Origin of the sequence: Rhodobacter sp. NTK016B (assembly GCF_017303295.1) — a bacterium.
Taxonomy (GTDB): domain Bacteria; phylum Pseudomonadota; class Alphaproteobacteria; order Rhodobacterales; family Rhodobacteraceae; genus Pararhodobacter.
In genome coordinates this window covers 222182-244036 of record NZ_JAFKOK010000004.1, presented here as the reverse complement: position 1 = coordinate 244036, position 21855 = coordinate 222182, and the positions used below count along the sequence as shown (strand labels likewise).

The window sequence follows — 21855 nt, the reverse complement described above, 5'->3', positions numbered from 1 at the left end:
GTTAAGTTGCCGTTAACCATCATCTTTGATCCGGAAGTATCCTCGGGGGTGAATTGGCCGGAGGCCAAGAGGGGGCAGACAGCCCCCTTTCCCATCCCGTCCACCGCAAACTGGTTTGCCGCTTCCGACGCGCCATGCTGCAAGTGCAAAGCGCCCATGCCGAATGGTCAATGGTTATGTCAGCACTCTTGTCCTATCTTGATATCAGGGAGGAAACCCGCCAGCCAAACGAGGTTTCCACAATGGCCTTCACCAGCACTTCCGATTTTTCGCCGCGCCTGCGCGCGCAGATCGACGCGTTCTTCGTAGCGCTCGGCCAAGGGGTCAATGCCTTCGTCGAAGCCCGGTCGCGTCGTGACGAGATCGAACGCCTGCAACTGATGTCGGACGCGCAGCTCGAGCGTATGGGCATCACCCGCGACGGTATCGTCCAACACGTCTTCCGCGACCGTCTGTGTCTGTAAGCATCAACGGCAGGGCGGCGCTCGGGTTTCTGACCGGGTGAACGCCGCCGCGGGGCTTGTGTTGTCATGGGGTTTTAGCATCGCGTGACCCGGCCATGACGGATTTGCTTGCCAAACCCTCGCCGCAGGAGGGTTTCAACAGATACGCCTGAGCAAGACGCCGTCTCACATGTCGCGCCGGCAGCAACTTCGCGTAGCCGGAAACGACGTCAGCGCGGGGGGTGTCTTGGCTCTCGAGCGAAAGGCTCTGAAGCCGAAACTTTCGCCGAAGGCGCGCTGCACTTGGCGGGGTTTCGGCGGCACCAAGACCCCGCGCTGACACCTCCTGCCAAGAGACACTTTTTCCGTCCCAGCTGACGCGACGCGCCCTTTTCTCGTCAGGTCCAGGCGGCGTCGACCTCTTGCGACATGGCGATCAGTGCCGCGTCGGCCAGGTCGGGTATGGCGGGCACCAAGGCATTCTGCGATGCCAGTTGCCGGTCATCCGCGCGCATATCCGTCGCACCCGGCGCCAGACCGTCGCGTAGGCTCACATCCACAACGATTTTCGTCTGCTCTTGCCAGAACGTTCCATCCGCCTGCAGGTCGAGCGGCAAAAGCCGGTGATCAAACACGCGCACCCGGATTTCGCGCAGATGGGCGATTGTCCAGCGCCCGCGCCGCGCCGCAGCATCGCCCGCGATCAGCGTGGCGCATAACTCTGCTTCGCGCGCTCTGAGCCGGGCGATACGGCTGCGCACCATCGCCAGTTCATCGACTTCTGCCGATATCCTCATCGTTTCCTCCATCGCTTGCGTCCGCGATGGTGCGATGCGAGGGTAAACACCACGTTTACGAGGATACCGGGATGCACGATCTGCCCAATTCCGACCTTCCGCCGGTCGCCCGCCTGCTGCACGACGCCGTGCCCGAAAGTTATGACAGCGTCGTTTTGGATTATGACGCACGGATGCTGCGACGCAAAAGGCTGCAAACGCAGCACGGTCAGGGCTTCATGGTCGACCTGCCCGCCGTCACCAATCTTGACGAGTATTGGGGCTTCGAGCTTGAAGACGGCCGGGTGATCCGCATCGTCGCTGCCGGTGAGGCCGTGCTGCGCGTCACGGGCGATCTGGCGCGACTGGCCTGGCATATCGGCAACCGCCACACGCCCTGCGAAATCCATGAAGACCATTTGCTGATCCGCGAAGACCATGTGCTCGAGCGGATGCTTGAAGGGCTGGGCGCGACGATCACCCGCGTGACGCAACCCTTCGCGCCGGAATCGGGCGCCTACGGGACCGGCCGGACCATGGGGCATGATCATGGCCACTCGCATGCCGGACATGGTCATCACCATGGCGACAGTGAGCATGGCGATCATACGCATGGCGATAATAAACATGGACATCATCACGCCCATGATCGCGTATCAGACGTTGTTCACCACCATGGCGTGCATTCCACTCTGGACGGGGACGATCAATGAAGCTGTTTGCCCCCGGAAACCGTCATGCCTCGGCCGATCACGCGCGTATCTGGGCGACCTATGAGATCGCCTATACGATGGTCGATTTCAGCGCCGCCGGGCTGTTCATCGTGGGCTCGGTGCTGTTCTTGTGGGAAAGCACTGTGACCATCGGCACCTGGATGTTCATCGTGGGCTCGATCTGCTTCGGGCTGAAACCGACGATCCGGCTTGCACGCGAGATCAGGATGGTGACACTCGGCGATGTCGAAGACGTCGCCAAGAGGCTCAATGACTGACACGCCCAACGCAGCCGATCTGCTTTGCTTGACGCAATGGCTTTCGCCGGCCTTTCCGACCGGTGCCTTTGCCTATTCGCACGGGCTCGAACGGGTGGTAGCGACCGGCACCATCCATGACGCCGCGACGCTCGAAGACTGGCTGACCGGCATCTTGTTGCACGGGGCAGGATGGCAGGATGCGGTGCTGTTGGCGCAGGGGCTGCGGAAGGAAAACGATCTCGACGCGCTCGATGCGCTGGCACGCGCGCTGGCCCCTTCGGCCGAGCGACTGAAAGAGACGCTCGATCAGGGCGCCGCGCTGGCGCGGACGATCGCCGGAATGGGCGGGGCTGATGTGCCGGGCGCGAATGCGGCTGCTCAAGTGAGCGCGGCCCCGGCAGCAACGATGCCAACGGATCCGGCCGCGCAACCCGGCGAAGGTCTGACCTCGGCTAAGAGAGAGAGCGTTGCGTCGGTCTCGCAGGAGACTGGTGACGGTGGTGCAGCCGCGCCGTCTTCCGCTCTTACGCCCGAAGCAGAGCCGACAGAGGCCCACCAAGGCTGGAAACAACCGCAACAGACAACCGCGAATGCCAGCGCTCAGACAGGGCCAGCACGCACAGACGAGGTCACTCCTCGGGCGATGCCAGAGACCACTGGCACTAATGCGACAGACATGGAAAGCCCCCGGTCCGCACCGATCTCGACGGTTGCCGGGGCCGATCCGTCCACCGCGTCGCATCAAAGCAACATCACAGACATGCCCCCCAGATCCCATGGCCCGCGCACCCTGCCCGTCGCGCTTGCCGAGGCCGCGCGGCGGACGGCATTGCCGTCCTCGACCGTGATTGCGCTTTACCTTCAGGGCTTTGCCGGGAACCTCGTCACCATCGCCGTGCGCCATGTTCCGCTGGGCCAGACCGAGGGTCAGACGGTCCTTGCCCGTCTTGCACCGGTCATCCTTGCGCTGGCGAGCCAGGCGGCCGAGGCCACGCTCGACGATCTCGGCGGCTCTGCGCTGGCCGGGGATCTGGCCGCTTTCGAACACGAAACCCAAGACGTCAGGATCTTTCGCACATGAGTAAACATGGCCCCCTTCGGGTCGGGATCGGCGGCCCGGTGGGCTGCGGCAAGACCTCGCTGACCGAGCAACTTGCGCGGGCGCTGGCCGGGCGCTGCTCGATGGCGGTGATCACCAATGACATCTACACGCGCGAGGATGCCGATTACCTGCTGCGCGCGCAGGTTCTGCCCGAGGCGCGCATCAAGGGCGTCGAAACAGGCGGTTGTCCGCATACCGCGATCCGCGAGGATGCGTCGATTAACCTTGCCGCCGTGGATGAATTGACGACCGACATTCCGGGGCTCGACCTGATTTTGATCGAGTCGGGCGGTGACAACCTTGCCGCGACCTTCTCGCCCGAGCTGGCGGATCTGACGATCTATGTGATAGACACCGCCGCCGGGCAGGACATTCCGCGCAAGCGCGGGCCGGGGCTGACGAAATCGGACCTTCTGGTGGTCAACAAGACCGATCTGGCGCCGTATGTCGGGGTCGACCTGACGCTTCTGGAAGCGGACACGCAAAAGGCGCGTGGTACGAAACCCTATGTGCTGGCCCAGGTTCGCAACACGGTGGGGATCGACGCGGTCGTGGCGTTTCTGGAACGCGAAGGCGGGCTGGCGCTGAGCTGAACCTCAGGCGTCTTCGGTCGGACGCGGGCCGCGTGGCGGTTGGCGCGGCGTGTCGGGGTTTGAACCAGAGCCGTCCGGTGCTGTTGCGCCACCGGCTTTCGCTCCCGGTTTCGCGGCAGGTTGACCGGGCTCTTGAGCGGCGGCTTTGTTGGCGCTTTGGTTCCGGCCTTGCGACGCAGCGGCCTTCTTGCCGTTCCCGGCCCATCCTGTACCGCCTGCTTGTCCGCCCGCCGGTGCCTTCGCGGGGGCTTTGGGGGGCTGTTGTGCCTCGCCCTTAGCCGAAGCAGCCACCGGCGCTGTCGCCGGTGCTTGCGGACCATTTGCCTTGACGCCCTGTCGGACCTGCCCTCCGCCGGCCTTCGCGCCTTGCGGCTTGGGCCATTGACCGGCCGCAGCCGGGCGATTGCCAGCCTGAGCGGGCTTCGTCTGCGCATTGGGGCCCCGTGCCGTCGCGGCCTGAGCGCCCGGACCCTGTGCATTGGGTCCCGCGGCTTTCCCCGCTTGGTTGTTACCGGCCTGCCCCTTCCAAGCCTGTCCCTTCAAGGCCTGCGCGTTCTGACCTTGCGGGTTCGCGGCTTTGGGCTGTTGCCCTTGCCACTTCTGGCCCTGCCATTTTTGCCCTTGCGGCTTCTGGCCTTGCTGGTTGGGGCCTTGCCCGCCGGCACCCTGCCCTGTCCGGCCTTCAGCATTCCGTCCCTGAGCGTTCAGACCCGCAGCTTTCGGGCCCTGATCGATCGCCGCCGTCGGTGGCGTCGGGGTCGCGCTGGCCTCGGCGGCGGCTTCCGCACGGGCGCGCGCTGCCGGTCCCATCTGACGAACCACGCGATGTCCCTGCGCCTCGGCCGCGAGGGCCGATTTCGCGCGCCGCCATTTCGGCAGTTTCACCGTCGAGGCAGCGATCACCAGCGCCAGCCCGCCGAATGCCAGAAGCGGCAGCCGCTCGTCACGGAAGATCATGCCGAATACCACACTGAAGGCGGGCATGAGGAACATCGCCAGCGCCGCGCGGTTCGCGCCCGCCTGCTGGACCAGTGCATAATTCAGAAGGTTGGGCGCGACCGTGGCCAGAACGACCAGCGCCACGAGGGTGCCGATCACCGCGAAGGACGGATCGGCCACGACAGGGCCGTCAATCAACAAGGCCAGAGGCCAGATCGCCACGGTGCCGACCGCGAACATCGCCGCCGACAACATCAGCGGCGCGACCCGGCGGCGGCGGCGGAACCAGACATTCCCGGCAGCATAGCTCAGGGGAGAGATCAGCGTCAGCAGCGTGCCGAACCCTGCCTGACCGAAACCGCCCGCGATGATCGCCGGAACCGAGATCAGCAGAACGCCCAGAATGCCCACACCGATGCGCATCCCCTGTTCCAGCGTGGCGGGCTCATCGGGCAGGAACATCGCCGCCATCGCCAGCGTGAAAAGCGGCATCGTGGCATAGAGCATCCCGCCCATGCCCGACGGGATATACTGCATCCCCGCCGCCATGCTGACGAAGGGGATCGCCACGACGAGCGTCCCGCCGACCAGAGCGGTCAGCAGGTCGTAGCGGCTCAAACGCTTCTGCGGGCCAAGCGCCCCGGCAGCGAGGATCAGCAGCGGCAACCCCAGCGCCGAGCGCAGGGCGGCCAATGTCCAGGGCGGGAAATAGGCTACGGCCTCGGCAATCAGCAGCGGCGACGCACCGAAGCCTGCGGCGGTGAGGATCAGAAGCAAAGAGGTGGGCATGGTCAGGGTCCCGTCCACGAGGTGGGATCAGGCGAGGGATCAGGCAAGTGGCCTCCCGTAACGAACGCGGCCCGCGCCGTCAATCGCCGCTCCCGTAGGATGGGAGTGCCGGGCAAAGGCGCGCTCAGGGTGGCGGCTAACACGCGTCGCCCGGTGCAACCTCACCCGCGCGGGGAAGTTCGGGCCGCAGACCCAGTCCGATGAACCGCGCCGGGAAGCGCCGCAGATACGGCACCCTCGCCAGAATCCGCAGCGGCAGCGGCGGCGGCGCATCGGGTTTGTCCAGCGCCGGGCGGATCACCCGGTCCTGCAAGAAGACCTGAAACCGCTGCGTCACCCGTGCGGGCCACAGGCGCCGCTTCTGGACCTGCTGCAGATGATCGACACTCAGCGTTCCGTTGCGCAGTGGCGCGGCAAGGATATTCGCCGCCGCCACCGCGTCCTGCACCGCAAGGTTGATGCCCACGCCGCCCACTGGCGACATCGCATGCGCCGCGTCGCCGATGCACAACAGCCCGTCGCGCCACCAGCGCTGAAGCCGGTTGACCTGCACGCTGAGCAGTTTCACCTTGTCCCAGTCGTCGATTTCCTCAAGCCGCGCGGCCTCGATCCCCGTCGCGGCACCGACGCGACGGCGGAACGCCGCAAGCCCCTCGGCCCGCACCCGCTCTGCCCCGTTCTTGGGTACGATGAAGGCCATCTGCCAGTAATTGCCGCGATTGAGCTGAATGACGATGCTGCCATCCTTCAACCGGCCCAGTGATTCCGGGTTCTCGCCCGAAGTGCGGCTGACCCGGAACCATAACACGTCGATCGGCGCACCAAGGTCCTGCACATCCAGCCCGGCCGTATCGCGCAGCGCCGAATCCCGACCATCCGCGACCAGCACCAGATCCGCGCGGATCTCGACCGGCCCTGCAGGCCCCTTGGCCCGCAGCCCGGTGACGCGCCCGTTTTCTTCGATCAGCGCCTCGCTTTCGGTGCGCATCAATAGCGTGAAACCCGGATAGTCCGCCGCTTTCTGTGCGACGAAATCCAGAAAATCCCATTGAGGCATCATCGCCACGAAGCCGGTCCGCTCGCCCAGCGGGGTGAAATCCACGACCGGAACCGCCCTGTCGCCGAAGCTGAATTCCATATGCCGGAACGGGTAATGCGGCAGCGCCAGCAGCTCGTCGAGCAGCCCCAGCGCCTCCATGATCCGCAGCGTCGATGGGTGGATGGTATCGCCCCGGAAATCGCGCAGGAAATCGCGGTGTTTCTCAAGCACGACCACCTCGACACCGGCGCGCGCCAGCAGGAATCCGGCCATCAGCCCCGCCGGGCCGCCGCCCGAGATCACACAGCGTGTCGTCATCTGTTCCATGCCGACCACCATGCGCCCGCGATGCCGCCCGCGCAAGGACGCTGGACCCGGGCTGCGCGGCTTGCTACGCCTTTGCAAAATCGGGAGGTTAGCCATGTATTCCAAAGGTCAGGTTCAGTATCAGCCCATCCCCCTGCCCGACCGGGTGCAACGGCCCGAGGCCGAAACGCTCGCACAGGCCGAAGCCTTCCTCGCCTACATGAAAAAACGCCATTCGGTGCGCGACTACGATACCCGCCCGGTCCCTGAAGCGGTGATCGCCGCCTGCATCGCCGCCGCGGGCACCGCGCCGTCGGGCGCCAATCATCAGCCTTGGCATTTCGTGGCGATTTCGGACCCGGCGATGAAACAACAGATCCGCGACGCCGCCGAAGAGGAAGAGCGTGCCTTCTACCAAGGCGGCGCCAGCGACGAATGGCTGGCCGCGCTTGAACCCATCGGCACGGGCGCGTCGAAGCCCCATCTCACCGATGCGCCATGGCTCATCGTCGTCTTCGCGCAGCGCTGGGGCGTCACGCAGGACGGCGAGCGCTACAAGAATTACTACGTCCCCGAAAGCGTCGGCATCGCCACCGGGATGTTGATCGCCGCCTTGCACCATGCCGGGCTGGTCTGTCTGGAACACACGCCCAACCCGATGAAATTCCTAAACGCCTTGTGCAACCGGCCCGAGTCGGAAAAGGCGGTCATGATCCTGCCCGTGGGCTTCCCCGCGCCCGAAGCAACGGTGCCGCAGGTCGCCAAGATCAAGAAGCCTCTCGACGAGATTATGAGCGTGTTTCGCGGCTAAAGCCCCGTTCCGGCGGAATCAGCCCACGATTGGCGAGCACAATCCCTGATGCCTTGGGGCGGGACGCATTGCCATTAGATGACGAGTGCCGCGAGCGATGGCTATAGGTAAGATCGAGTCATGACCGTAGTCGTTCACCCGTCGCGATCGTCATTGCCATCCTCTGTCGCGCCTATGAGCAAGCCTATCCGGCAGAGCCCGGGGGGCCTGACGCGCCTTTGGTCGACGACGTGCCTGCCTGAAGGATGTCAGGCCTTCTGCAGGTGCAGATAGGTCTCGTTGAAACGTTTCTGCAGGTGGTCCTCGGCGCGGATCACTTGCCCCGATCCCGGCGGCGCCACGTTTACATCGGGCGACGGGTTGAAAAAGAGCGGCACCGAGATGCGCTCAGAGGCCGAGCCTACCACACGGTGCAGCGTCGCGCGGATACGCCCGCCTGACCAGCTTTCCAGCATTTCGCCGAAATTCACCACGAAGCCGCCAGGCTCGGCCGCGACCGCTTGCCACTCGCCGTTGCGCATCTTCACCTCGAGCCCCGGAACGCCGTCATTGGCCAGCAAAGTCAGACATCCGTAATCGGTATGCGCGCCGATGCCGAAATCGCGGTCTCCGGCCCAGTCGGGCCGCTCGGGATAGAAATTACCGCGCAACAGCGCCATCGGATGCTCGAACTTGTCGTCGAACCAGTCTTCCTTGGCGCCGATCGCCCCGGCAATCGCCGACAGAAGCCGCAGCGACAGCGCCTGTGCCTCGGCATAATAGGCCTCCAGCGTCTCGCGGAACCCTTCGGGCCGGGCAGGCCACAGATTGGGCGCATGGACCGGCCGGGTCGAGCCGGGCACCGCGAAGCCCATGTCGAAGACTTCCTTGTAATCGGGGTTGGCGCCCGGATCGACCTGTTCGGACAAGGGCGCGCCCCAGCCCCGGTTCGATCCGGTCCGCGCCATGTCGACCGCGCCCTTCTCGGCCAGAGGCAAGGCGAAGAACGCCCGATAGGCAGCGATCACGTCGCGCACCCGTGCGGCCGGTATCGGGGTATTCACCAGCGTCAGGAAGCCGACTTCTTCGGCCCCGCGCCGCAGCTCGGCCCGGGCCTGCGCATCGCCCGCAAACAGCGCTGCGACATCGATCCGCGGGATCGCCCGGCTCAAGGACTCATTCATCGGGCAAGGCCTCTACCAGCATGCGGTCCAGCGATTCCAGCCCCTCCCAGCCGGGGCAGCTGTCGAGTGCGACGCTCACGCCCCAGCCGCCGCGCCAGAGCACCGAATAGGCCGCCGCCTGCACGTCTTCCATGCACAACATCCCGCTATGCCACCATGCCCAGCCTTCGCCCAGCGGACGCCCGACCATGCCCAGCCCGTAAACAACCGGCCCGTCGATCACCGTGACAGGACCCGAGGCCGGGCGGTCGCCATAGAGCATGGCGTGGAACTGTGCGTAATCGGCCAGCGGCGCGCGCCATCCCCCCATCGGCCCGAAGGCGCCCGTGGTTTCGGACAGCGCCGCCGCGGGCAACACCCCGTCGCAGGCCGTCTCATAGGGCTGGCCCGTCACCGCCTCGATAACACTGCCAAGGATCGCGTAATTCTCATTGCTGTAACGGTAGGCCGGCGGCGTGTCGGGCGCGTGGACCGGCGCCATCGGCCAGCCCGCCACATCGCGCCAGTCGCCTTCGGTCAGCCAGCCCGCCATCGCCTCCTGCGTACGGTCCGGCCCCAGACCGGCGCTGTGGGTGACAAGCTGCGCAACCGTGATTGCGCCCGCATCGCCGTCCCAGCCCAGCCGGGCGGCCGTCGTGTCGCTCCAGCGCAGCCGCCCCTCTTCGACCAGCCCCGCAAGGCATTGCGCAGTGATCGCCTTCGACATCGAGGCCAGCTCGCGCGGCGCGCCCGGCTCGACACCTTCGGCCTGCGTCAACACCACCGCGCCGCGATAGGTCACGGCGATCTCGGGCGCGGCGGCGCCCACCTCATGCGCCCAGTCGAAAAACGCTCCCGCCAGCGCCTCGGCCCGGGTTTCGACCGACGCCTCCTGGGCCCGCGCGCCCGTGGCCAGCGATGCAATCATTAACGTAAACAGGGTCCAGGACCGGATCGACACAATGAACTCCCCAAAGCGGTAATGAGCGCAAGATACCCACGCCGCATCGCAGCGCAACTCCTGACTGTGTGATCGGCAGGCCGCGCCCCCCGGATAAGCAAAAAGGCGCAGCCCCCGCCGCGCCCGCGCTCTTTGTTTCGAAAATACCCTCAGGGGGAACGGGCCGCGCGGCCAAGAGGGGGCAGACAGCCCCCTCGCCCCGCCTGCTCACAAATGCGGCGCGTAGATCTGCGCGAGGCGGTCGATCGCGGCCTCGGCGGTCAGCTCTTCGCTCTCGCCCGTCCGGCGCGAGGTCAGCTCGACCACCCCGTTCTTCAGCCCACGCGGCCCGACGGTGATCCGCCACGGCAGACCGATCAGGTCCATCGTCGCGAATTTTGCCCCCGCCCGTTCTTCGCGGTCGTCATAGAGCGGATCAAGGCCTTTCGCCTTGAGCGCTGCATAGAGCGACTCGCAGGCCGCATCCGCCGCCGCGTCGCCCTGCTTCAGATTGACGATCCCGGCATGGAACGGCGTCACGCCTTCGGGCCAGATGATCCCGTTCTCGTCGTGGCTGGCCTCGATGATCGCGCCCAGAAGACGCGACACGCCGATCCCGTGGCTGCCCATATGCACCGGCACCCGCTCGCCCTTGTCGTTGACGACGGTGGCGCCCATAGGCTCGGAATACTTTGTGCCGAAATAGAAGATCTGTCCGACCTCGATCCCGCGTGCCGAGCGGCGGCGTTCCTCGGGCACCTGCGCCTCGAACGCGGCGGCGTCATGCGTATCGTCGGTGCGCGCATAGCGCGAGGTGAATTCCTCCAGCACGGCGCGGCACTGATCAACATTGTCGTAATCGATCTCGCGCTCGCCAAAGCGCAGATCGGTGATCTCGCTGTCGTAGAACACCTCGGATTCGCCCGTCTCGGCGAGAACCAGGAATTCATGCGTGTCGTCACCACCAATGGGCCCCGACTCGGCGCGCATCGGAATGGCTTGCAGGCCCATCCGCTCGTAGCTGCGCAGATAGCTCACCAGATGGCGGTTATAGGCATGCATCGCGTCCTCATAAGTGAGGTCGAAATTATACCCGTCCTTCATCAGGAATTCGCGCCCGCGCATCACGCCGAAACGCGGCCGGATCTCGTCGCGGAATTTCCACTGGATGTGGTACAGCGTCAGCGGCAGATCCTTGTAGCTCGACACATGGCTGCGGAAGATGTCGGTGATCATCTCTTCGTTCGTGGGCCCGTACAGCAGGTCGCGCTTGTGCCGATCCTTGATGCGCAGCATCTCCTCGCCATAGGCCTCGTAGCGGCCGCTCTCGCGCCACAGATCAGCGGGCTGCAGCGTGGGCATCAAAAGCGGGATATGGCCCGCGCGCTGCTGTTCTTCATGCACGATCTGCTCGATGCGCCGCAGCACCTTGAAGCCCAGCGGCAACCAGGAATAGATCCCCGCTGCCTGCTGGCGGATCATGCCGGCACGCAGCATCAGCCGGTGGCTGACGATCTGCGCCTCGGACGGCGTCTCCTTGAGGACGGGCAGGAAATAGCGGCTCAGGCGCATGCGGACCTCGGTTTTGTCGGGCACAAGATTTCCGCCTGTGTCTAGGCGATTGCCGCGCGCCCTACAAGAAGCGTGGTATCGCTCGCGCCCGATGAGCCGCGCTCCAATGGACGCCCTTAGCCCGCGCCCTTTCACTTTGCCTCAAATACTCAAAACCCGCCGCCCTTCACAAGCGCGCGAGCGGTCGTGAGCGCGCGGATGCTCCCAAGCGACGCCTCACACCCCCCAGATCAACACGATCAGCGGGACCGAGACGGTGACGATCACCACTTCCAGCGCCAGACCCAGCTTCCAGTAATCGCCGAACCGGAACCCGCCCGGCCCGAGGATCAGCGTATTGTTCTGATGCCCGATGGGCGTCAGGAAGGCGCAGGAGGCGCCGATGGCCACGGCCATCAGAAAGCCCTCGGCCCCGGCGCCGAGCTGGGCTGCGATTCCCAGTGCGATCGGGGCCATCACCGCCGCCGTCGCCGCGTTGTTCATCACGTCCGACAGGACCATCGTCACCACCAGCACGACCACCAGCGCGGCCAGCGTGTTGCCCTGCGCCAGCCAGTCCACCATGCCCCGTGCCAGCAGGTCCGCCGTCCCCGTCTCCTGCATCGCCGCCGCGACCGGGATCAGCGCGGCCAGCAGTACGATGACCGGCCCGTCGAGCGCGCGGTAGAGTTCGCGCAGCGGCAGCGTGCCGGTTAGCATCGTCGCCAGCACGCCGCCCGCAAAGGCCACCGCCGAGGGCAGGATGCCGAACGCCGCGACCAGCACCGCCGCCGCCATGATCGCCGTCGCAAGCCACGCCTTGCGCTTGTCGGGCACCCAGAGCGGCGCGGTGTCGAGCGGCACGCAGCTATGGTCGCGGGCGAAATCAGACAGGACCTCGGCCTTGCCGCGCAACAGCAGCAGATCGCCCGATTTCAGCGTCAGCGTCCCCAGCCGCCCGCGCGGCCGCGCCCCTTCGCGCGCCACCGCCAGCAACGACACGCCCCAGCGAAAGCGCATTCTCAGCTGGCGCGCCGAGCGCCCGATCAGGGACGAGCCGGGCAAAAGCGCGAATTCGCGCAGCACGAATTCGTCGTCGTTTTCGTCCTCGTCGCGCGACCCCAGTCCTTCGAGCGCGATCTCGTGGCGTGCCGCGCTTTCAGTCAGCGCCTTGGCCTCGGCCTCGACGATCAGCACGTCGCCTTGTTCGATCTTGCGCGAGCCATGCGGGTTGTTCTGCCGCTGCGTGCCCCGGATGAGGGCGAGGATCACCAGATCGACGCCTTCGAGCTCGTCTTCGAACTTGCGCAGCGTCAGGCCGATGGCCTTGCTGTCCTCGGGCACGCGCAGTTCGGTCAGATAGGTGCCGGTCTCGAAGGGCATATCCCCAGCCGGACGCCGCACCGGCACCAGTCGCCAGCCGATCAGCGCGACGAAGGCGATCCCGGCCAGCGCCACGGGCAGACCCACCCATGTATAATCGAACATCCGGAAAGCGCCGTCGGGGCGGAACGTCGCGACGATCAGGTTGGGGGGCGTCCCCACCAACGTGACCATGCCGCCCATGATCGTGCCGAAGGCGAGCGGCATCAGCACCTGTCCGGGCGGCAGCTTCAACCGGCCCGCCAGCTGGATCGCCAGCGGCATCAGCAGCGCCATTGCGCCCACATTGTTCATGAAGGCCGACAAAGCCGCGCCCAGCCCCATCAACGCGGCCACGGCGCTCAGGCGCCCGGCTTCGGCGGGCAGCACCCGGCGGGCGAGCACATCGACGGCGCCGGTATGCTGCAATGCGCGGCTGAGGATCAGCACGCAGGCCACGGTCACAACCGCCGGATGGCCGAAGCCGGTAAACGCGCGCTCCGGATCGATTAGGCCGGTCACGACGCAGGCGATGAGGCCGAAAAGAGCCACGGCATCGTGGCGGAAGCGTCCCCACAGGAACCCCGCGACGACAAGGATAAGAATCGCAAGGATGGTCAGTTGCGGGGTGGACATGGCCTCTCCTGAGCCGCCTGGGGTCTTGGGTGCGAGACTCGCATCATCTGTGCCTCGCATCGCCGCCAAGGTGGCCTGTCTTGCGCGCGGAATCAAACGCCTAGGCGCCGGGGCGGGTTCCCGGCACTGTTTCGCGCCCGCTTTGCAAAGCCCGGCCCGAAGGAAACCGCCTGCCGCGAAGGCCCCGGTTTCCCTGCGCGGCGATCCCATGTATAGAGCCGCGATCAATCTGGGCATTCCCGCGTGAGCCAAGTGTCGACCCCGAAAAAGAAATCCAAGTCGGAACCGCTGCCGCGCCGCGCGGACCCGGCGCAGGACCGCGCACTGGCGCGCTGGTTCTGGCGCACCCATGTCCGCCGCTGGCTGCCCTATATCATCGTCGGTATCATCCTGATGGCGATGGATGGCGCCATGGCGGGCGTGCTCAGCGCGATGCTGAAGCCCATGTTCGACGATGTTCTGGTGGCGGGCCAAGAGGACATGGTGTTCTGGGTCGCAATCGGGATCTCGGCCACGTTCGTGGTGCGCGCGGTGTCGTCGCTGACCTACCGCACGCTCATGGCCTATGTTTCCGAAAAAGTCGTGACGCGGCTGCAACTCGACATGACGCAGCACCTGATCGGGCTGGACCAATCGTTCCATCATCGTCACCCGCCCGGGCATCTGATCGACCGGGTGCGGGGCGATACGCTGGAACTGAACGCGGTCTTTGAAAAGATCATCCCCAATGTCGGGCGTGACATGGTGTCGATCGTGGTGCTTCTGGGCGTCGCGATGTGGACTGACTGGCTGTGGACGGTGATCGCGCTGGTGGGCGTGCCGCTTCTGGTCCTGCCGGCGGCCTTCCTGCAGCGGCTGGTGCGGGCGATGGGCGTGCGGGCGCGCGAGAGTTCCGCTGCGGCCTCGACCCGGCTCGATGAGATTTTCCACGGCGTGCAGACCATCCAGCGCACCGGCACCGAAGAGAACGAGACCGCGCGCCTGAGCCGTGTCTTCACCCGCTTCGTCAAGGCGCGCGTGCGCGTGACGGGCGGTCAGGCGGCGATGGGGTCGATGTCGGATCTGGTTGCCGCGATGGGCTTCGCGCTGGTGATGATCTTCGCGGGCAGCCAGATCGCCGCCGGAGACCGCACGGTCGGCGATTTCATGACCTTCTTCGCCGCGATCGCCTTCCTGTTCGAACCGCTGCGCCGTCTGGGCAACCTTGCCGGTGCATGGCAGAACGTCCTCGCCTCGCTCGAACGGATCCACCGCCTGCTGTCGGAAAAGCCGCGCATCACCCAGCCCGAGGGCGACCTGGCCCCACTGCCTGAGCACGGCAAGGAAGACGTGGTCTTCGACGACGTCACCTTCGCCTACGAATCCGAGCCGGTGCTGCGCGGTCTCAGCTTTACCGCGAAGGCCGGGCAGACCACGGCGCTGGTCGGGCCGTCGGGCGCGGGGAAATCCACCGTCTTCATGCTGCTGACGCGTCTGGTCGATGCGCAAGCCGGGAAGGTCCTGCTGGGTGGCGAGGATATCACGCGCATGGATCTGCGCGGGCTTCGCAGCCAGTTCAGCGTCGTCGCGCAAGACAGTGCGCTGTTCGACGAAACGCTGCGCGACAATGTGCTCATGGGCAAGACCGACGTCCCCGAAGAGCAGTTGCAGCGCGCGATCAAGGCCGCGCATGTCGACGAATTCGTGCCCGGACTTCCGCTGGGGCTTGAGACACGGGTCGGACCGCGCGGATCGGCTCTGTCGGGCGGTCAGCGGCAGCGCGTGGCGATCGCCCGCGCGCTGGTGCGCGAAGCGCCGGTTCTGCTGCTGGACGAGGCGACCTCGGCGCTCGATGCGCAATCCGAAGCGCTGGTGCAGGAAGCGCTCGACGAGCTCAGTTCGCAGCGCACGACGCTGGTGATCGCGCACCGCCTGTCGACCGTGCGCCATGCCGACAAGATCGTCGTGATGGAAGCCGGCCGGGTGGTCGAAGAAGGCGATCACGAGACCTTGCTGGCGCTTGAGGGGGTCTATGCCCGCCTGCACGCGCTGCAATTCAACGACGGCTGAGCGACCGTGCAGCGCGCAGCGTGCTTTGGCCCCGGCCCATGCGCAACGCCTGTGAAGATGCACTTTCCCCTTTCCTTCGTGCCCGGCCTGCGCTATGGGCAGCCCGGCTGCGCATCCACCCTTGGAGGGGCGTGGCTTATGCAACCTAATTCATGGAGAACCGATATGGCTGGTGAGATCCAGGATCTGATCGCCGAGGTCCGGACGGGGTCGGGCAAGGGGGCCGCTCGTCAAGCTCGTCGCGACGGCAAAGTGCCCGGCGTCCTCTACGGGGGCGGTGCGGACCCGCTGAACGTCAACTTCGACTTCAACTACCTGCTGAAACTGCTGAAGCAAGGCCGCTTCAAGTCGCAGCTTTGGAACCTGAAAGTCGACGGTCAGGAAGACGTGCGCGTGATCTGCCGCGATGTGCAGCGCGACGTTGTCAAAGACCTGCCGACGCATGTCGACCTGATGCGCCTGCGCCGCACCTCGCGCATCAACCTGTACGTCCACGTGGAATTCGTGAACCACGACGCGGCACCGGGTCTGAAGCGCGGCGGCACGCTGGTCGTGGTGCGCTCGGATGTCGAACTGAACGTTCTGGCGGGCGAGATCCCCGAAAAGCTGGTGGTCGATCTGACCGGCAAGCAAATCGGTGACACCGTCCACATCAACGACATCGAACTGCCGAACGGCGTGAAGCCGGTCATCAACCGGAACTTCGTCATCGCCAACATCGCCGCCCCGTCGGGTCTGCGTTCGGCCGATGCCGAGGACGACGGTGCCGAAGAAGAAGCCGCCGAGGAGTAATCCTCAGGCTTTCGCTTCAGGCGAAGCTATCCGAAACCCCGCCCCTTCCGGGCGGGGTTTTTCGTTGCGCAGGTGGCACCTTCAGTGGTTGCGCAGCGCCTCGATCAGCTCGTCCTTGCTCATCGCCGAGCGTCCGTCGATGCCGATCTCCTGCGCCCGGGCATAGAGATCGTCGCGCGTCCATTCCTCGTAAGGCGGCGCCTTGCCGCCCTTCCGGGACGGATGCATGTCGGGATTGGCCTTCGCATTCGAAATGCGGGCTGCCTTTTCCTTCGACATTCCCTCGTCGCGCAGGGTCTCGTACAGGTCTTCGTCCTTCAGACTGGGATTGGCCATGGCATTCTCCTTTCGCAGACCAACCCCGGCAGCGCGCGCCCGGTTCCCCGCCCCACGCCCGAACTGTCCGTTTCCGCAGCAGTCATGACCTTGCCCGACCGCCCGCCGCCAATGGACACCCCCCGGGGCGCGCGCTAGAACAAGCGCCATGAAACTCATTGTCGGCCTTGGAAATCCCGGCGCGAAATACGCGCAGAACCGTCACAATATCGGCTTCATGGCCGTGGACCGGATCGCCTCGGACCACGGGTTCAGCCCATGGAAAACCCGCTTTCAGGCGCAGGTTTCCGAGGGCCGTCTCGGCGGCGACAAGGCCATGCTTCTCAAGCCTCAGACCTTCATGAACCTCTCGGGTCAGGCGGTGGGCGAAGCGATGCGTTATCTCAAGCTCGACCCCGCCGACGTGATCGTCCTGCATGACGAACTCGACCTAGCCCCGGGCAAGTTGCGGCTGAAACAGGGCGGCGGCCATGCGGGCCATAACGGGCTGCGCTCGATCCACCAGCATATCGGCGAGGCCTATGGCCGCGTGCGGCTGGGCATCGGCCATCCCGGCCACAAGGATCGCGTTGCGGCCTATGTGCTGCACGATTTCGCCAAGGCCGACGACGACTGGCTCGACGACCTGATGCGCGGCATCTCGGACGGCGCCGATCACCTCGCCGCCGGGGATGGTGCGAAGTTCCAGAACGCCGTCGCGGCCCGCACGGCGCCTGCCCGAAATCAGGGGCAAAATCAGGGCCGCAATCAGGGGCGCGAGACGCCAGCAACCGAGCCCAAGACCGCTGCCCCGCAGCCCATCTCTGCGCCGGAAGATACCCGCTCGGCCCTGCAGAAACTCGCCGACAGGTTCCGATGACCCATCCCCTTCGCCAAGCGTTTCGCGCTCAGGGCGCAAGCTGTGCCGCCCTTGGCTCTCCCTTCATGGAGCGGCTCTGCACCCTTCTGGCCGACCGCCTCGAACCCGACCGGCCTCTTACGAAGCGCCTGTTCGACTGGCCCGGCGACATGACCGCTTCGGGCGACGCGGTGCCGCTGCGCCTTGCCGGGGCGCTGCACGCGCTCGTCCTGCGCGGGAACACGGCGCTGGAAGCGGTCTATCCGCAACACAACGTCCCTGACGAGGCGCTCTGGCAGGCCATCGACACCGCGCTGGATGCCGCGGTCGATTTCATCGCCCCGTTCATCGAGCGTGCACCGCAAACCAACGAGGTCCGCCGCGCCGCCGTGCTGATCGCCACCGGCCATTGGCTGGCCGAGCGTTTCACCCTGCCCTTCGTCTTCTCTGAACTCGGCGCCAGTGCCGGGCTGAACCTGAACTGGGACCGGTTCGCGCTGCAAGCGGGCGGCACGCGGCTGGGCAGCCCCTCGACTGGCGTAGTCCTCAGCCCCGAATGGACGGGCGCCCTGCCCTTTGCTGCCGATATCACCGTGGCTAATCGCGCGGGCGTCGATCTCAATCCGATCGACCTGAACGATGCCGACGAGCGGCTGCGCCTTCTTGCCTATCTCTGGCCCGATCAGCCGCATCGCCGCGCGCTGACCGAAGCGGCCATCGCCACCAATCCGCCCAGGCCTGACCGTGCCGACGCCGTCGACTGGCTCGAAATCCGCCTCGCGCCGAAGCCCGGCCACCTGCATCTGGTCTGGTCCACCGTCGCGTGGCAGTATTTCCCCGACGCCGCGAAGCAGCGTGGCACCCGGCTGATGGAAGCGGCGGGCGCCCGCGCCACCCCCGACGCCCCGCTCGCCTGGCTTGCCTATGAACATGACGGCGCCAGTCCGGGCGCGGGCCTGACCCTGCGGCTCTGGCCCGGCGACCGGACAATCGATCTCGGCCGTGCGGATTTCCATGGCCGCTGGGTCGAATGGCGCGCGCGCTGATCCCCTCACCTTGTTGACAATACTCAAAAGTCGCTGCCACCGAGAGGCTCCATGACCGATTTCGAAACCCGCAAGACCGAAGCCGCCGATTGGTTCCGCAGCCTGCGCGACACCATCACGCAGGCCTTCGAGGCGCTCGAGGACACGACCGACAGCGACCTGCCCGCCGGGCGGTTCGAAGTCACGCCCACTCAGCGCGACGGCGGCGCGGGCGGCGGCGGGATCATGTCGGTGATGCGCGGCGGACGGCTGTTCGAAAAGGTCGGCGTCAACTGGTCGGCGGTGCATGGCACGCTGGGCGAGCGCGCGCAAAAAGCGATGGCCGCGCGCGGCGTGCCAGGCATGGCCGACGACCCGCGCTTCTGGGCCTCCGGCATCAGCCTTGTCGCGCATATGCGCAACCCGCATTGCCCGGCCGTGCACATGAATACCCGCATGTTCTGGACGCCCGGCGCGTGGTGGTTCGGCGGCGGCGCGGATCTCAATCCCTGTCTCGAATACCCCGAGGACACGGCGCATTTCCATGCCGAGCTGCAGCGCGCCTGCGACGCGCATGACGCGGGCTACTACGACCGGTTCAAGGCCTGGGCGGACGAGTACTTCTTCATTCCCCATCGCGGTCGCGCGCGCGGCGTCGGCGGGATCTTCTATGACGACCTCAATTCGGGCGGACAGGACGCCGATAGCTGGGACGCCGATTTCGCCTTCACCCGCGCGGTGGGCGAGGCCTTCTTGCCCGCCTTCGCGCCGCTATGCGAAAAGCGCCGGGTGCAGGACTGGACCGAGGCCGATCGCGACGCACAGCTCATCCATCGCGGGCTCTATGCTGAATACAACCTTGTCTATGACCGCGGCACCAAGTTCGGTCTGGAAACCGGGCACGACGCCAATGCGGTCCTGATGAGCCTGCCGCCGCTGGCGAAATGGGTCTGACCCGCGATCCGGCCCCCAACCCCTTGCCCAAGGACGAGACAGAGATGACCGCTATGCAGGCCCTTTGCTACGACCGCACCGGCCCCGCGCGCGAGGTCCTCACGCTGCGCAAGGTCGAGCGCCCGAAGCCCGGCCCCGGCGAGGTGCTGGTGCAAGTGGCCTTTTCCGGCGCCAATCCGTCGGACGCCAAGACCCGTGCGGGCGCCCGCGCGCCGATCCCTTTCCCGCTGGTCATACCCGACAGCGACGGCGCCGGGCGTATCGTCGAAACCGGCGAGGGCGTCGATCCCGCGCGCCGGGGACAGCGCGTCTGGCTGTGGAACGCGGCGTGGCAAAGACCGTTCGGCTCTGCCGCCCAATATGTCTGCCTGCCCGAGGCGCAGGCCGTCCCCCTGCCCGATGCCGCCAGCTATGCCCAGGGCGCGTGCCTGGGCATCCCGGCGATGACCGCGCATCGCTGCCTCTTTGCCGACGGTCCGATCACCGGCCAGACAATTCTTGTCACCGGCGGCGGCGGTGCAGTCGGGGCCTATGCGGTGCAGATGGCGAAACTGGGCGGCGCGGCGCGGGTAATCGCCACCGCCTCGCCCGCCAAGGCCGACCATGCGCGGATGATGGGCGCCGATGCGGTGATCGATTACCGCGACCCCGATGCGGCCCTGCAGGTCGAAGCCGCGTCCGAGGGCGGCGTCGACCGCATCGTCGAGGTCGAATTCGCCGCCAACCTGCCCGTCACGCGCGCGGTTCTCAAACCCAATGGCGTGGTTGCGACCTATGGCTCTATGGCCGAGCCCGAGCCGGTCCTGCCCTTCTACCCGATGCTGTTTGCCAGCCAGACCCTGCGCATGGTGCTGGTTTATATCCTCCCGCCCGAGGCCCGAAGCGCGGCGATCCGCGATATCAATGGCTGGCTCGAAACCGGCGCGCTGACCCATACCATCGCGCTCGAAGCCCCTTTCGCCGAGGGCTGGCGCGCGCATGAAGCCTGCGAAAGCAACGACCGGATCGGCGCCGCGCTGATCGCCATCGATCCCGACGCCTGACACATCTTTAATCCGGAAATATCCACAGGAAGAGCACCGAGAGGGGGGCGTGTCCCCCTCTCGGTCCGGGTGCGGGCGGCCAGCCCGCGCGGGTGGCGGGGGCTCGATGCCCCCGTCACGCGCCCCTTCCGTCATCCGGGCCTCCTTAGCGCCTCAGGCTCAGCGCTGCACCATCAGCCGGTCGAGCCCGTGGAAATGGTACTTCATCGCGTAATCCACAGGCTCGGCCAGCCGCAGATCGGGACAGGCGGCGAACAGTTTGGGCAGCGCGCGCACCAGTTCCATCCGCGCCAGCGGCGCGCCGACGCAGAAATGCAGCCCCACGCCGAAGGCCAGATTGGGCTTCGCGGGCCGCCCGGGATCGAAGACCGAGGGGTTTTCCCACATCGACGGATCGCGATTGGCCGCGCCCAGCATCACGCCCACCTCGTCGCCCGGCTCGAAGACATGGCCCATGACCTCGATGCGCTCATAGGCCCAGCGGGTGAACATGTGCAGCGGCGGGTCGAAGCGCAGGGCTTCCTCGATCGTGGCCTCGACCTTGTCGGGGGTCAGCCAGTCTTTGGGCCCGCCCGCTTCAAGGATCGTCTTCACCCCGTTGCCGATTGCATGGACCGTGGCTTCGTGGCCCGCGTTCAGAAGCAGGATGCAGGTGGTGATCAGCTCGTCGGTGGACAGCTTGTCGCCCGCTTCCTCGGCCTCGATGAGCGAGGTGATCAGGTCGCCACCCGGCTGGCGGCGCCGGGTCTCGACATAGTCGCGCAGGAAGTCCGAGAAATCGCGGCTGGCGCGGGCGGCGGCATCCTCCATCGCGCGGGTGCGGCCCGCCTGATACATGCCGACCATGTCATGCGACCAGCCCAGCAGCTGATCCTTCATCTCTTCGGGCACCCCCAGAAGCCGGGCGATGACGATCACCGGGATCGTCTCGGCGAAAGCGGGAAGCAGGTCGAAGGGGCCGTCGGGCAATCGCGCGATCAGATCGTCGACGAGGCCGTCGATCTCGGGTTCCATGGCCTCGATCCGGCGCGAGGTGAAGGCGCGCAGCACCAGCCCGCGTAGTCGCTTGTGGCGCGGCGGCTCCAGCTCGAGCATCGAATGCGCCTCGATCTCGTAGAACGGCGCAGTATGCGGCGCGACGGGCGCGCGCTTGTTCTCGGGGATCTCGCGCCCGAAGCGGCGGTCGCGCAGGATCTGGTTCGCGGCGGCGAAACCGAAGACGCAGGGCAGATTGTAATCTTCCCAGAAAACGACCGGTCCGGCGGCACGGGCGCGGTCGTAGAAAGCATAGGGATCCTGCACGAAGGCGGGATCGGTGGGCGATTGGCTCAGGCGCTGCATAAGGGGCTCGGTTCAGATCTGCCATTCGGGGAAAGCGGGACGTTGCCCGGACCTGACCGAAAGGTCAAGAAGTGC

21 protein-coding genes are annotated in these 21855 nt (G+C 66.2%); 12 read left to right on the top strand and 9 right to left on the bottom strand.

Annotated features, from left to right (window positions below; all coding sequences use genetic code 11):
- The first annotated feature begins 242 nt into the window (after positions 1-242).
- The gene (locus JI664_RS07320; protein WP_207013070.1) at positions 243-464 is read left to right on the top strand and encodes a hypothetical protein; all 222 of its coding nucleotides are present in this window, start codon (positions 243-245) and stop codon (positions 462-464) included.
- Positions 465-841: 377 nt separating this feature from the next.
- Here JI664_RS07320 and JI664_RS07315 read toward each other — a convergent pair whose 3' ends face one another.
- Positions 842-1240, bottom strand: a complete 399-nt coding sequence (locus JI664_RS07315; RefSeq protein WP_207013069.1) for a hypothetical protein — start codon at positions 1238-1240, stop codon at positions 842-844.
- Between the two features lie 71 nt (positions 1241-1311).
- Here JI664_RS07315 and JI664_RS07310 point away from each other — a divergent pair, with 71 nt between their 5' ends.
- From JI664_RS07310 to ureG, 4 genes are read left to right on the top strand one after another with little or no spacing between them, the layout of a single operon-like run.
- Complete coding sequence (locus tag JI664_RS07310) at positions 1312-1932, top strand: urease accessory protein UreE (RefSeq protein WP_207013068.1); 621 nt, start codon at positions 1312-1314, stop codon at positions 1930-1932.
- Positions 1929-2210, top strand: a complete 282-nt coding sequence (locus tag JI664_RS07305) for a YrhK family protein (protein ID WP_207013067.1) — start codon at positions 1929-1931, stop codon at positions 2208-2210. The genes JI664_RS07310 and JI664_RS07305 overlap by 4 nt, the downstream gene beginning before the upstream one ends.
- Entirely contained in the window at positions 2203-3273 is a 1071-nt protein-coding gene (locus JI664_RS24225; RefSeq protein WP_207013066.1) for an urease accessory protein UreF, read from the top strand. The genes JI664_RS07305 and JI664_RS24225 overlap by 8 nt, the downstream gene beginning before the upstream one ends.
- Positions 3270-3887 carry an urease accessory protein UreG gene (ureG, locus tag JI664_RS07295; protein ID WP_207013065.1) on the top strand — a complete coding sequence of 206 codons (618 nt, stop codon included), beginning with the start codon at positions 3270-3272 and terminating at the stop codon, positions 3885-3887. Before JI664_RS24225 ends, ureG begins: the two co-directional genes overlap by 4 nt.
- Positions 3888-3890: 3 nt before the next feature.
- Here ureG and JI664_RS07290 read toward each other — a convergent pair whose 3' ends face one another.
- Both JI664_RS07290 and JI664_RS07285 read right to left on the bottom strand, forming a co-directional pair.
- Entirely contained in the window at positions 3891-5615 is a 1725-nt protein-coding gene (locus tag JI664_RS07290) for an EamA family transporter (RefSeq protein WP_207013064.1), read from the bottom strand.
- 136 nt (positions 5616-5751) lie between these two features.
- Positions 5752-6972, bottom strand: a complete 1221-nt coding sequence (locus JI664_RS07285; RefSeq protein ID WP_286173928.1) for an FAD-dependent oxidoreductase — start codon at positions 6970-6972, stop codon at positions 5752-5754.
- Between the two features lie 103 nt (positions 6973-7075).
- Between JI664_RS07285 and JI664_RS07280 the strand changes: the two genes are divergently transcribed.
- Positions 7076-7771 carry a nitroreductase family protein gene (locus JI664_RS07280; protein ID WP_207013062.1) on the top strand — a complete coding sequence of 232 codons (696 nt, stop codon included), beginning with the start codon at positions 7076-7078 and terminating at the stop codon, positions 7769-7771.
- Between the two features lie 248 nt (positions 7772-8019).
- On the opposite strand, the gene JI664_RS07275 is transcribed toward JI664_RS07280, so the two are convergent.
- The 4 genes from JI664_RS07275 to JI664_RS07260 all read right to left on the bottom strand — a co-directional run bounded on the left by JI664_RS07275 (position 8020) and on the right by JI664_RS07260 (position 13402).
- Positions 8020-8934, bottom strand: coding sequence for an isopenicillin N synthase family dioxygenase (locus JI664_RS07275; RefSeq protein WP_207013061.1), 915 nt, complete (start codon positions 8932-8934; stop codon positions 8020-8022).
- The gene (locus JI664_RS07270; protein ID WP_207013060.1) at positions 8927-9841 is read right to left on the bottom strand and encodes a serine hydrolase domain-containing protein; all 915 of its coding nucleotides are present in this window, start codon (positions 9839-9841) and stop codon (positions 8927-8929) included. The genes JI664_RS07275 and JI664_RS07270 overlap by 8 nt, the downstream gene beginning before the upstream one ends.
- Positions 9842-10081: 240 nt before the next feature.
- On the bottom strand, positions 10082-11425 hold the full coding sequence (proS, locus tag JI664_RS07265) for a proline--tRNA ligase (protein WP_207013138.1): 1344 nt from the start codon (positions 11423-11425) through the stop codon (positions 10082-10084).
- 216 nt (positions 11426-11641) lie between these two features.
- Positions 11642-13402, bottom strand: coding sequence for an SLC13 family permease (locus JI664_RS07260; protein WP_207013059.1), 1761 nt, complete (start codon positions 13400-13402; stop codon positions 11642-11644).
- 243 nt (positions 13403-13645) lie between these two features.
- On the opposite strand from JI664_RS07260, the gene JI664_RS07255 reads away from it, so the two are divergent.
- Together JI664_RS07255 and JI664_RS07250 are read left to right on the top strand one after the other, a co-directional pair.
- Positions 13646-15451, top strand: coding sequence for an ABC transporter ATP-binding protein (locus JI664_RS07255; RefSeq protein ID WP_349768694.1), 1806 nt, complete (start codon positions 13646-13648; stop codon positions 15449-15451).
- A gap of 165 nt (positions 15452-15616) precedes the next feature.
- The gene (locus tag JI664_RS07250) at positions 15617-16243 is read left to right on the top strand and encodes a 50S ribosomal protein L25/general stress protein Ctc (protein ID WP_207013058.1); all 627 of its coding nucleotides are present in this window, start codon (positions 15617-15619) and stop codon (positions 16241-16243) included.
- Between the two features lie 81 nt (positions 16244-16324).
- On the opposite strand, the gene JI664_RS07245 is transcribed toward JI664_RS07250, so the two are convergent.
- Positions 16325-16579: a DUF7218 family protein gene (locus tag JI664_RS07245; RefSeq protein WP_207013057.1), complete on the bottom strand. Its 255-nt coding sequence runs from the start codon at positions 16577-16579 to the stop codon at positions 16325-16327.
- Positions 16580-16727: 148 nt separating this feature from the next.
- Here JI664_RS07245 and pth point away from each other — a divergent pair, with 148 nt between their 5' ends.
- From pth to JI664_RS07225, 4 genes are read left to right on the top strand one after another with little or no spacing between them, the layout of a single operon-like run.
- Positions 16728-17438, top strand: a complete 711-nt coding sequence (pth, locus tag JI664_RS07240) for an aminoacyl-tRNA hydrolase (RefSeq protein WP_207013056.1) — start codon at positions 16728-16730, stop codon at positions 17436-17438.
- Complete coding sequence (locus tag JI664_RS07235) at positions 17435-18463, top strand: DUF2332 domain-containing protein (RefSeq protein WP_207013055.1); 1029 nt, start codon at positions 17435-17437, stop codon at positions 18461-18463. The genes pth and JI664_RS07235 overlap by 4 nt, the downstream gene beginning before the upstream one ends.
- A gap of 51 nt (positions 18464-18514) precedes the next feature.
- On the top strand, positions 18515-19396 hold the full coding sequence (gene hemF / locus JI664_RS07230; protein ID WP_207013054.1) for an oxygen-dependent coproporphyrinogen oxidase: 882 nt from the start codon (positions 18515-18517) through the stop codon (positions 19394-19396).
- 44 nt (positions 19397-19440) lie between these two features.
- Positions 19441-20439 carry an NADPH:quinone reductase gene (locus JI664_RS07225; protein ID WP_349768693.1) on the top strand — a complete coding sequence of 333 codons (999 nt, stop codon included), beginning with the start codon at positions 19441-19443 and terminating at the stop codon, positions 20437-20439.
- Positions 20440-20598: 159 nt separating this feature from the next.
- On the opposite strand, the gene JI664_RS07220 is transcribed toward JI664_RS07225, so the two are convergent.
- On the bottom strand, positions 20599-21780 hold the full coding sequence (locus JI664_RS07220) for a cytochrome P450 (protein ID WP_207013053.1): 1182 nt from the start codon (positions 21778-21780) through the stop codon (positions 20599-20601).
- Between the last annotated feature and the right edge of the window lie 75 nt (positions 21781-21855).

Coding starts and splice junctions, on each gene's coding strand:
- JI664_RS07320 (WP_207013070.1), top strand. CDS start 243: ATGGCCTTCACCAGCACTTCCGATTTTTCGCCGCGCCTGCGCGCGCAG.
- JI664_RS07315 (WP_207013069.1), bottom strand. CDS start 1,240: ATGAGGATATCGGCAGAAGTCGATGAACTGGCGATGGTGCGCAGCCGT.
- JI664_RS07310 (WP_207013068.1), top strand. CDS start 1,312: ATGCACGATCTGCCCAATTCCGACCTTCCGCCGGTCGCCCGCCTGCTG.
- JI664_RS07305 (WP_207013067.1), top strand. CDS start 1,929: ATGAAGCTGTTTGCCCCCGGAAACCGTCATGCCTCGGCCGATCACGCG.
- JI664_RS24225 (WP_207013066.1), top strand. CDS start 2,203: ATGACTGACACGCCCAACGCAGCCGATCTGCTTTGCTTGACGCAATGG.
- ureG (WP_207013065.1), top strand. CDS start 3,270: ATGAGTAAACATGGCCCCCTTCGGGTCGGGATCGGCGGCCCGGTGGGC.
- JI664_RS07290 (WP_207013064.1), bottom strand. CDS start 5,615: ATGCCCACCTCTTTGCTTCTGATCCTCACCGCCGCAGGCTTCGGTGCG.
- JI664_RS07285 (WP_286173928.1), bottom strand. CDS start 6,972: ATGACGACACGCTGTGTGATCTCGGGCGGCGGCCCGGCGGGGCTGATG.
- JI664_RS07280 (WP_207013062.1), top strand. CDS start 7,076: ATGTATTCCAAAGGTCAGGTTCAGTATCAGCCCATCCCCCTGCCCGAC.
- JI664_RS07275 (WP_207013061.1), bottom strand. CDS start 8,934: ATGAATGAGTCCTTGAGCCGGGCGATCCCGCGGATCGATGTCGCAGCG.
- JI664_RS07270 (WP_207013060.1), bottom strand. CDS start 9,841: ATGATTGCATCGCTGGCCACGGGCGCGCGGGCCCAGGAGGCGTCGGTC.
- proS (WP_207013138.1), bottom strand. CDS start 11,425: ATGCGCCTGAGCCGCTATTTCCTGCCCGTCCTCAAGGAGACGCCGTCC.
- JI664_RS07260 (WP_207013059.1), bottom strand. CDS start 13,402: ATGTCCACCCCGCAACTGACCATCCTTGCGATTCTTATCCTTGTCGTC.
- JI664_RS07250 (WP_207013058.1), top strand. CDS start 15,617: ATGGCTGGTGAGATCCAGGATCTGATCGCCGAGGTCCGGACGGGGTCG.
- JI664_RS07245 (WP_207013057.1), bottom strand. CDS start 16,579: ATGGCCAATCCCAGTCTGAAGGACGAAGACCTGTACGAGACCCTGCGC.
- pth (WP_207013056.1), top strand. CDS start 16,728: ATGAAACTCATTGTCGGCCTTGGAAATCCCGGCGCGAAATACGCGCAG.
- JI664_RS07235 (WP_207013055.1), top strand. CDS start 17,435: ATGACCCATCCCCTTCGCCAAGCGTTTCGCGCTCAGGGCGCAAGCTGT.
- hemF (WP_207013054.1), top strand. CDS start 18,515: ATGACCGATTTCGAAACCCGCAAGACCGAAGCCGCCGATTGGTTCCGC.
- JI664_RS07225 (WP_349768693.1), top strand. CDS start 19,441: ATGACCGCTATGCAGGCCCTTTGCTACGACCGCACCGGCCCCGCGCGC.
- JI664_RS07220 (WP_207013053.1), bottom strand. CDS start 21,780: ATGCAGCGCCTGAGCCAATCGCCCACCGATCCCGCCTTCGTGCAGGAT.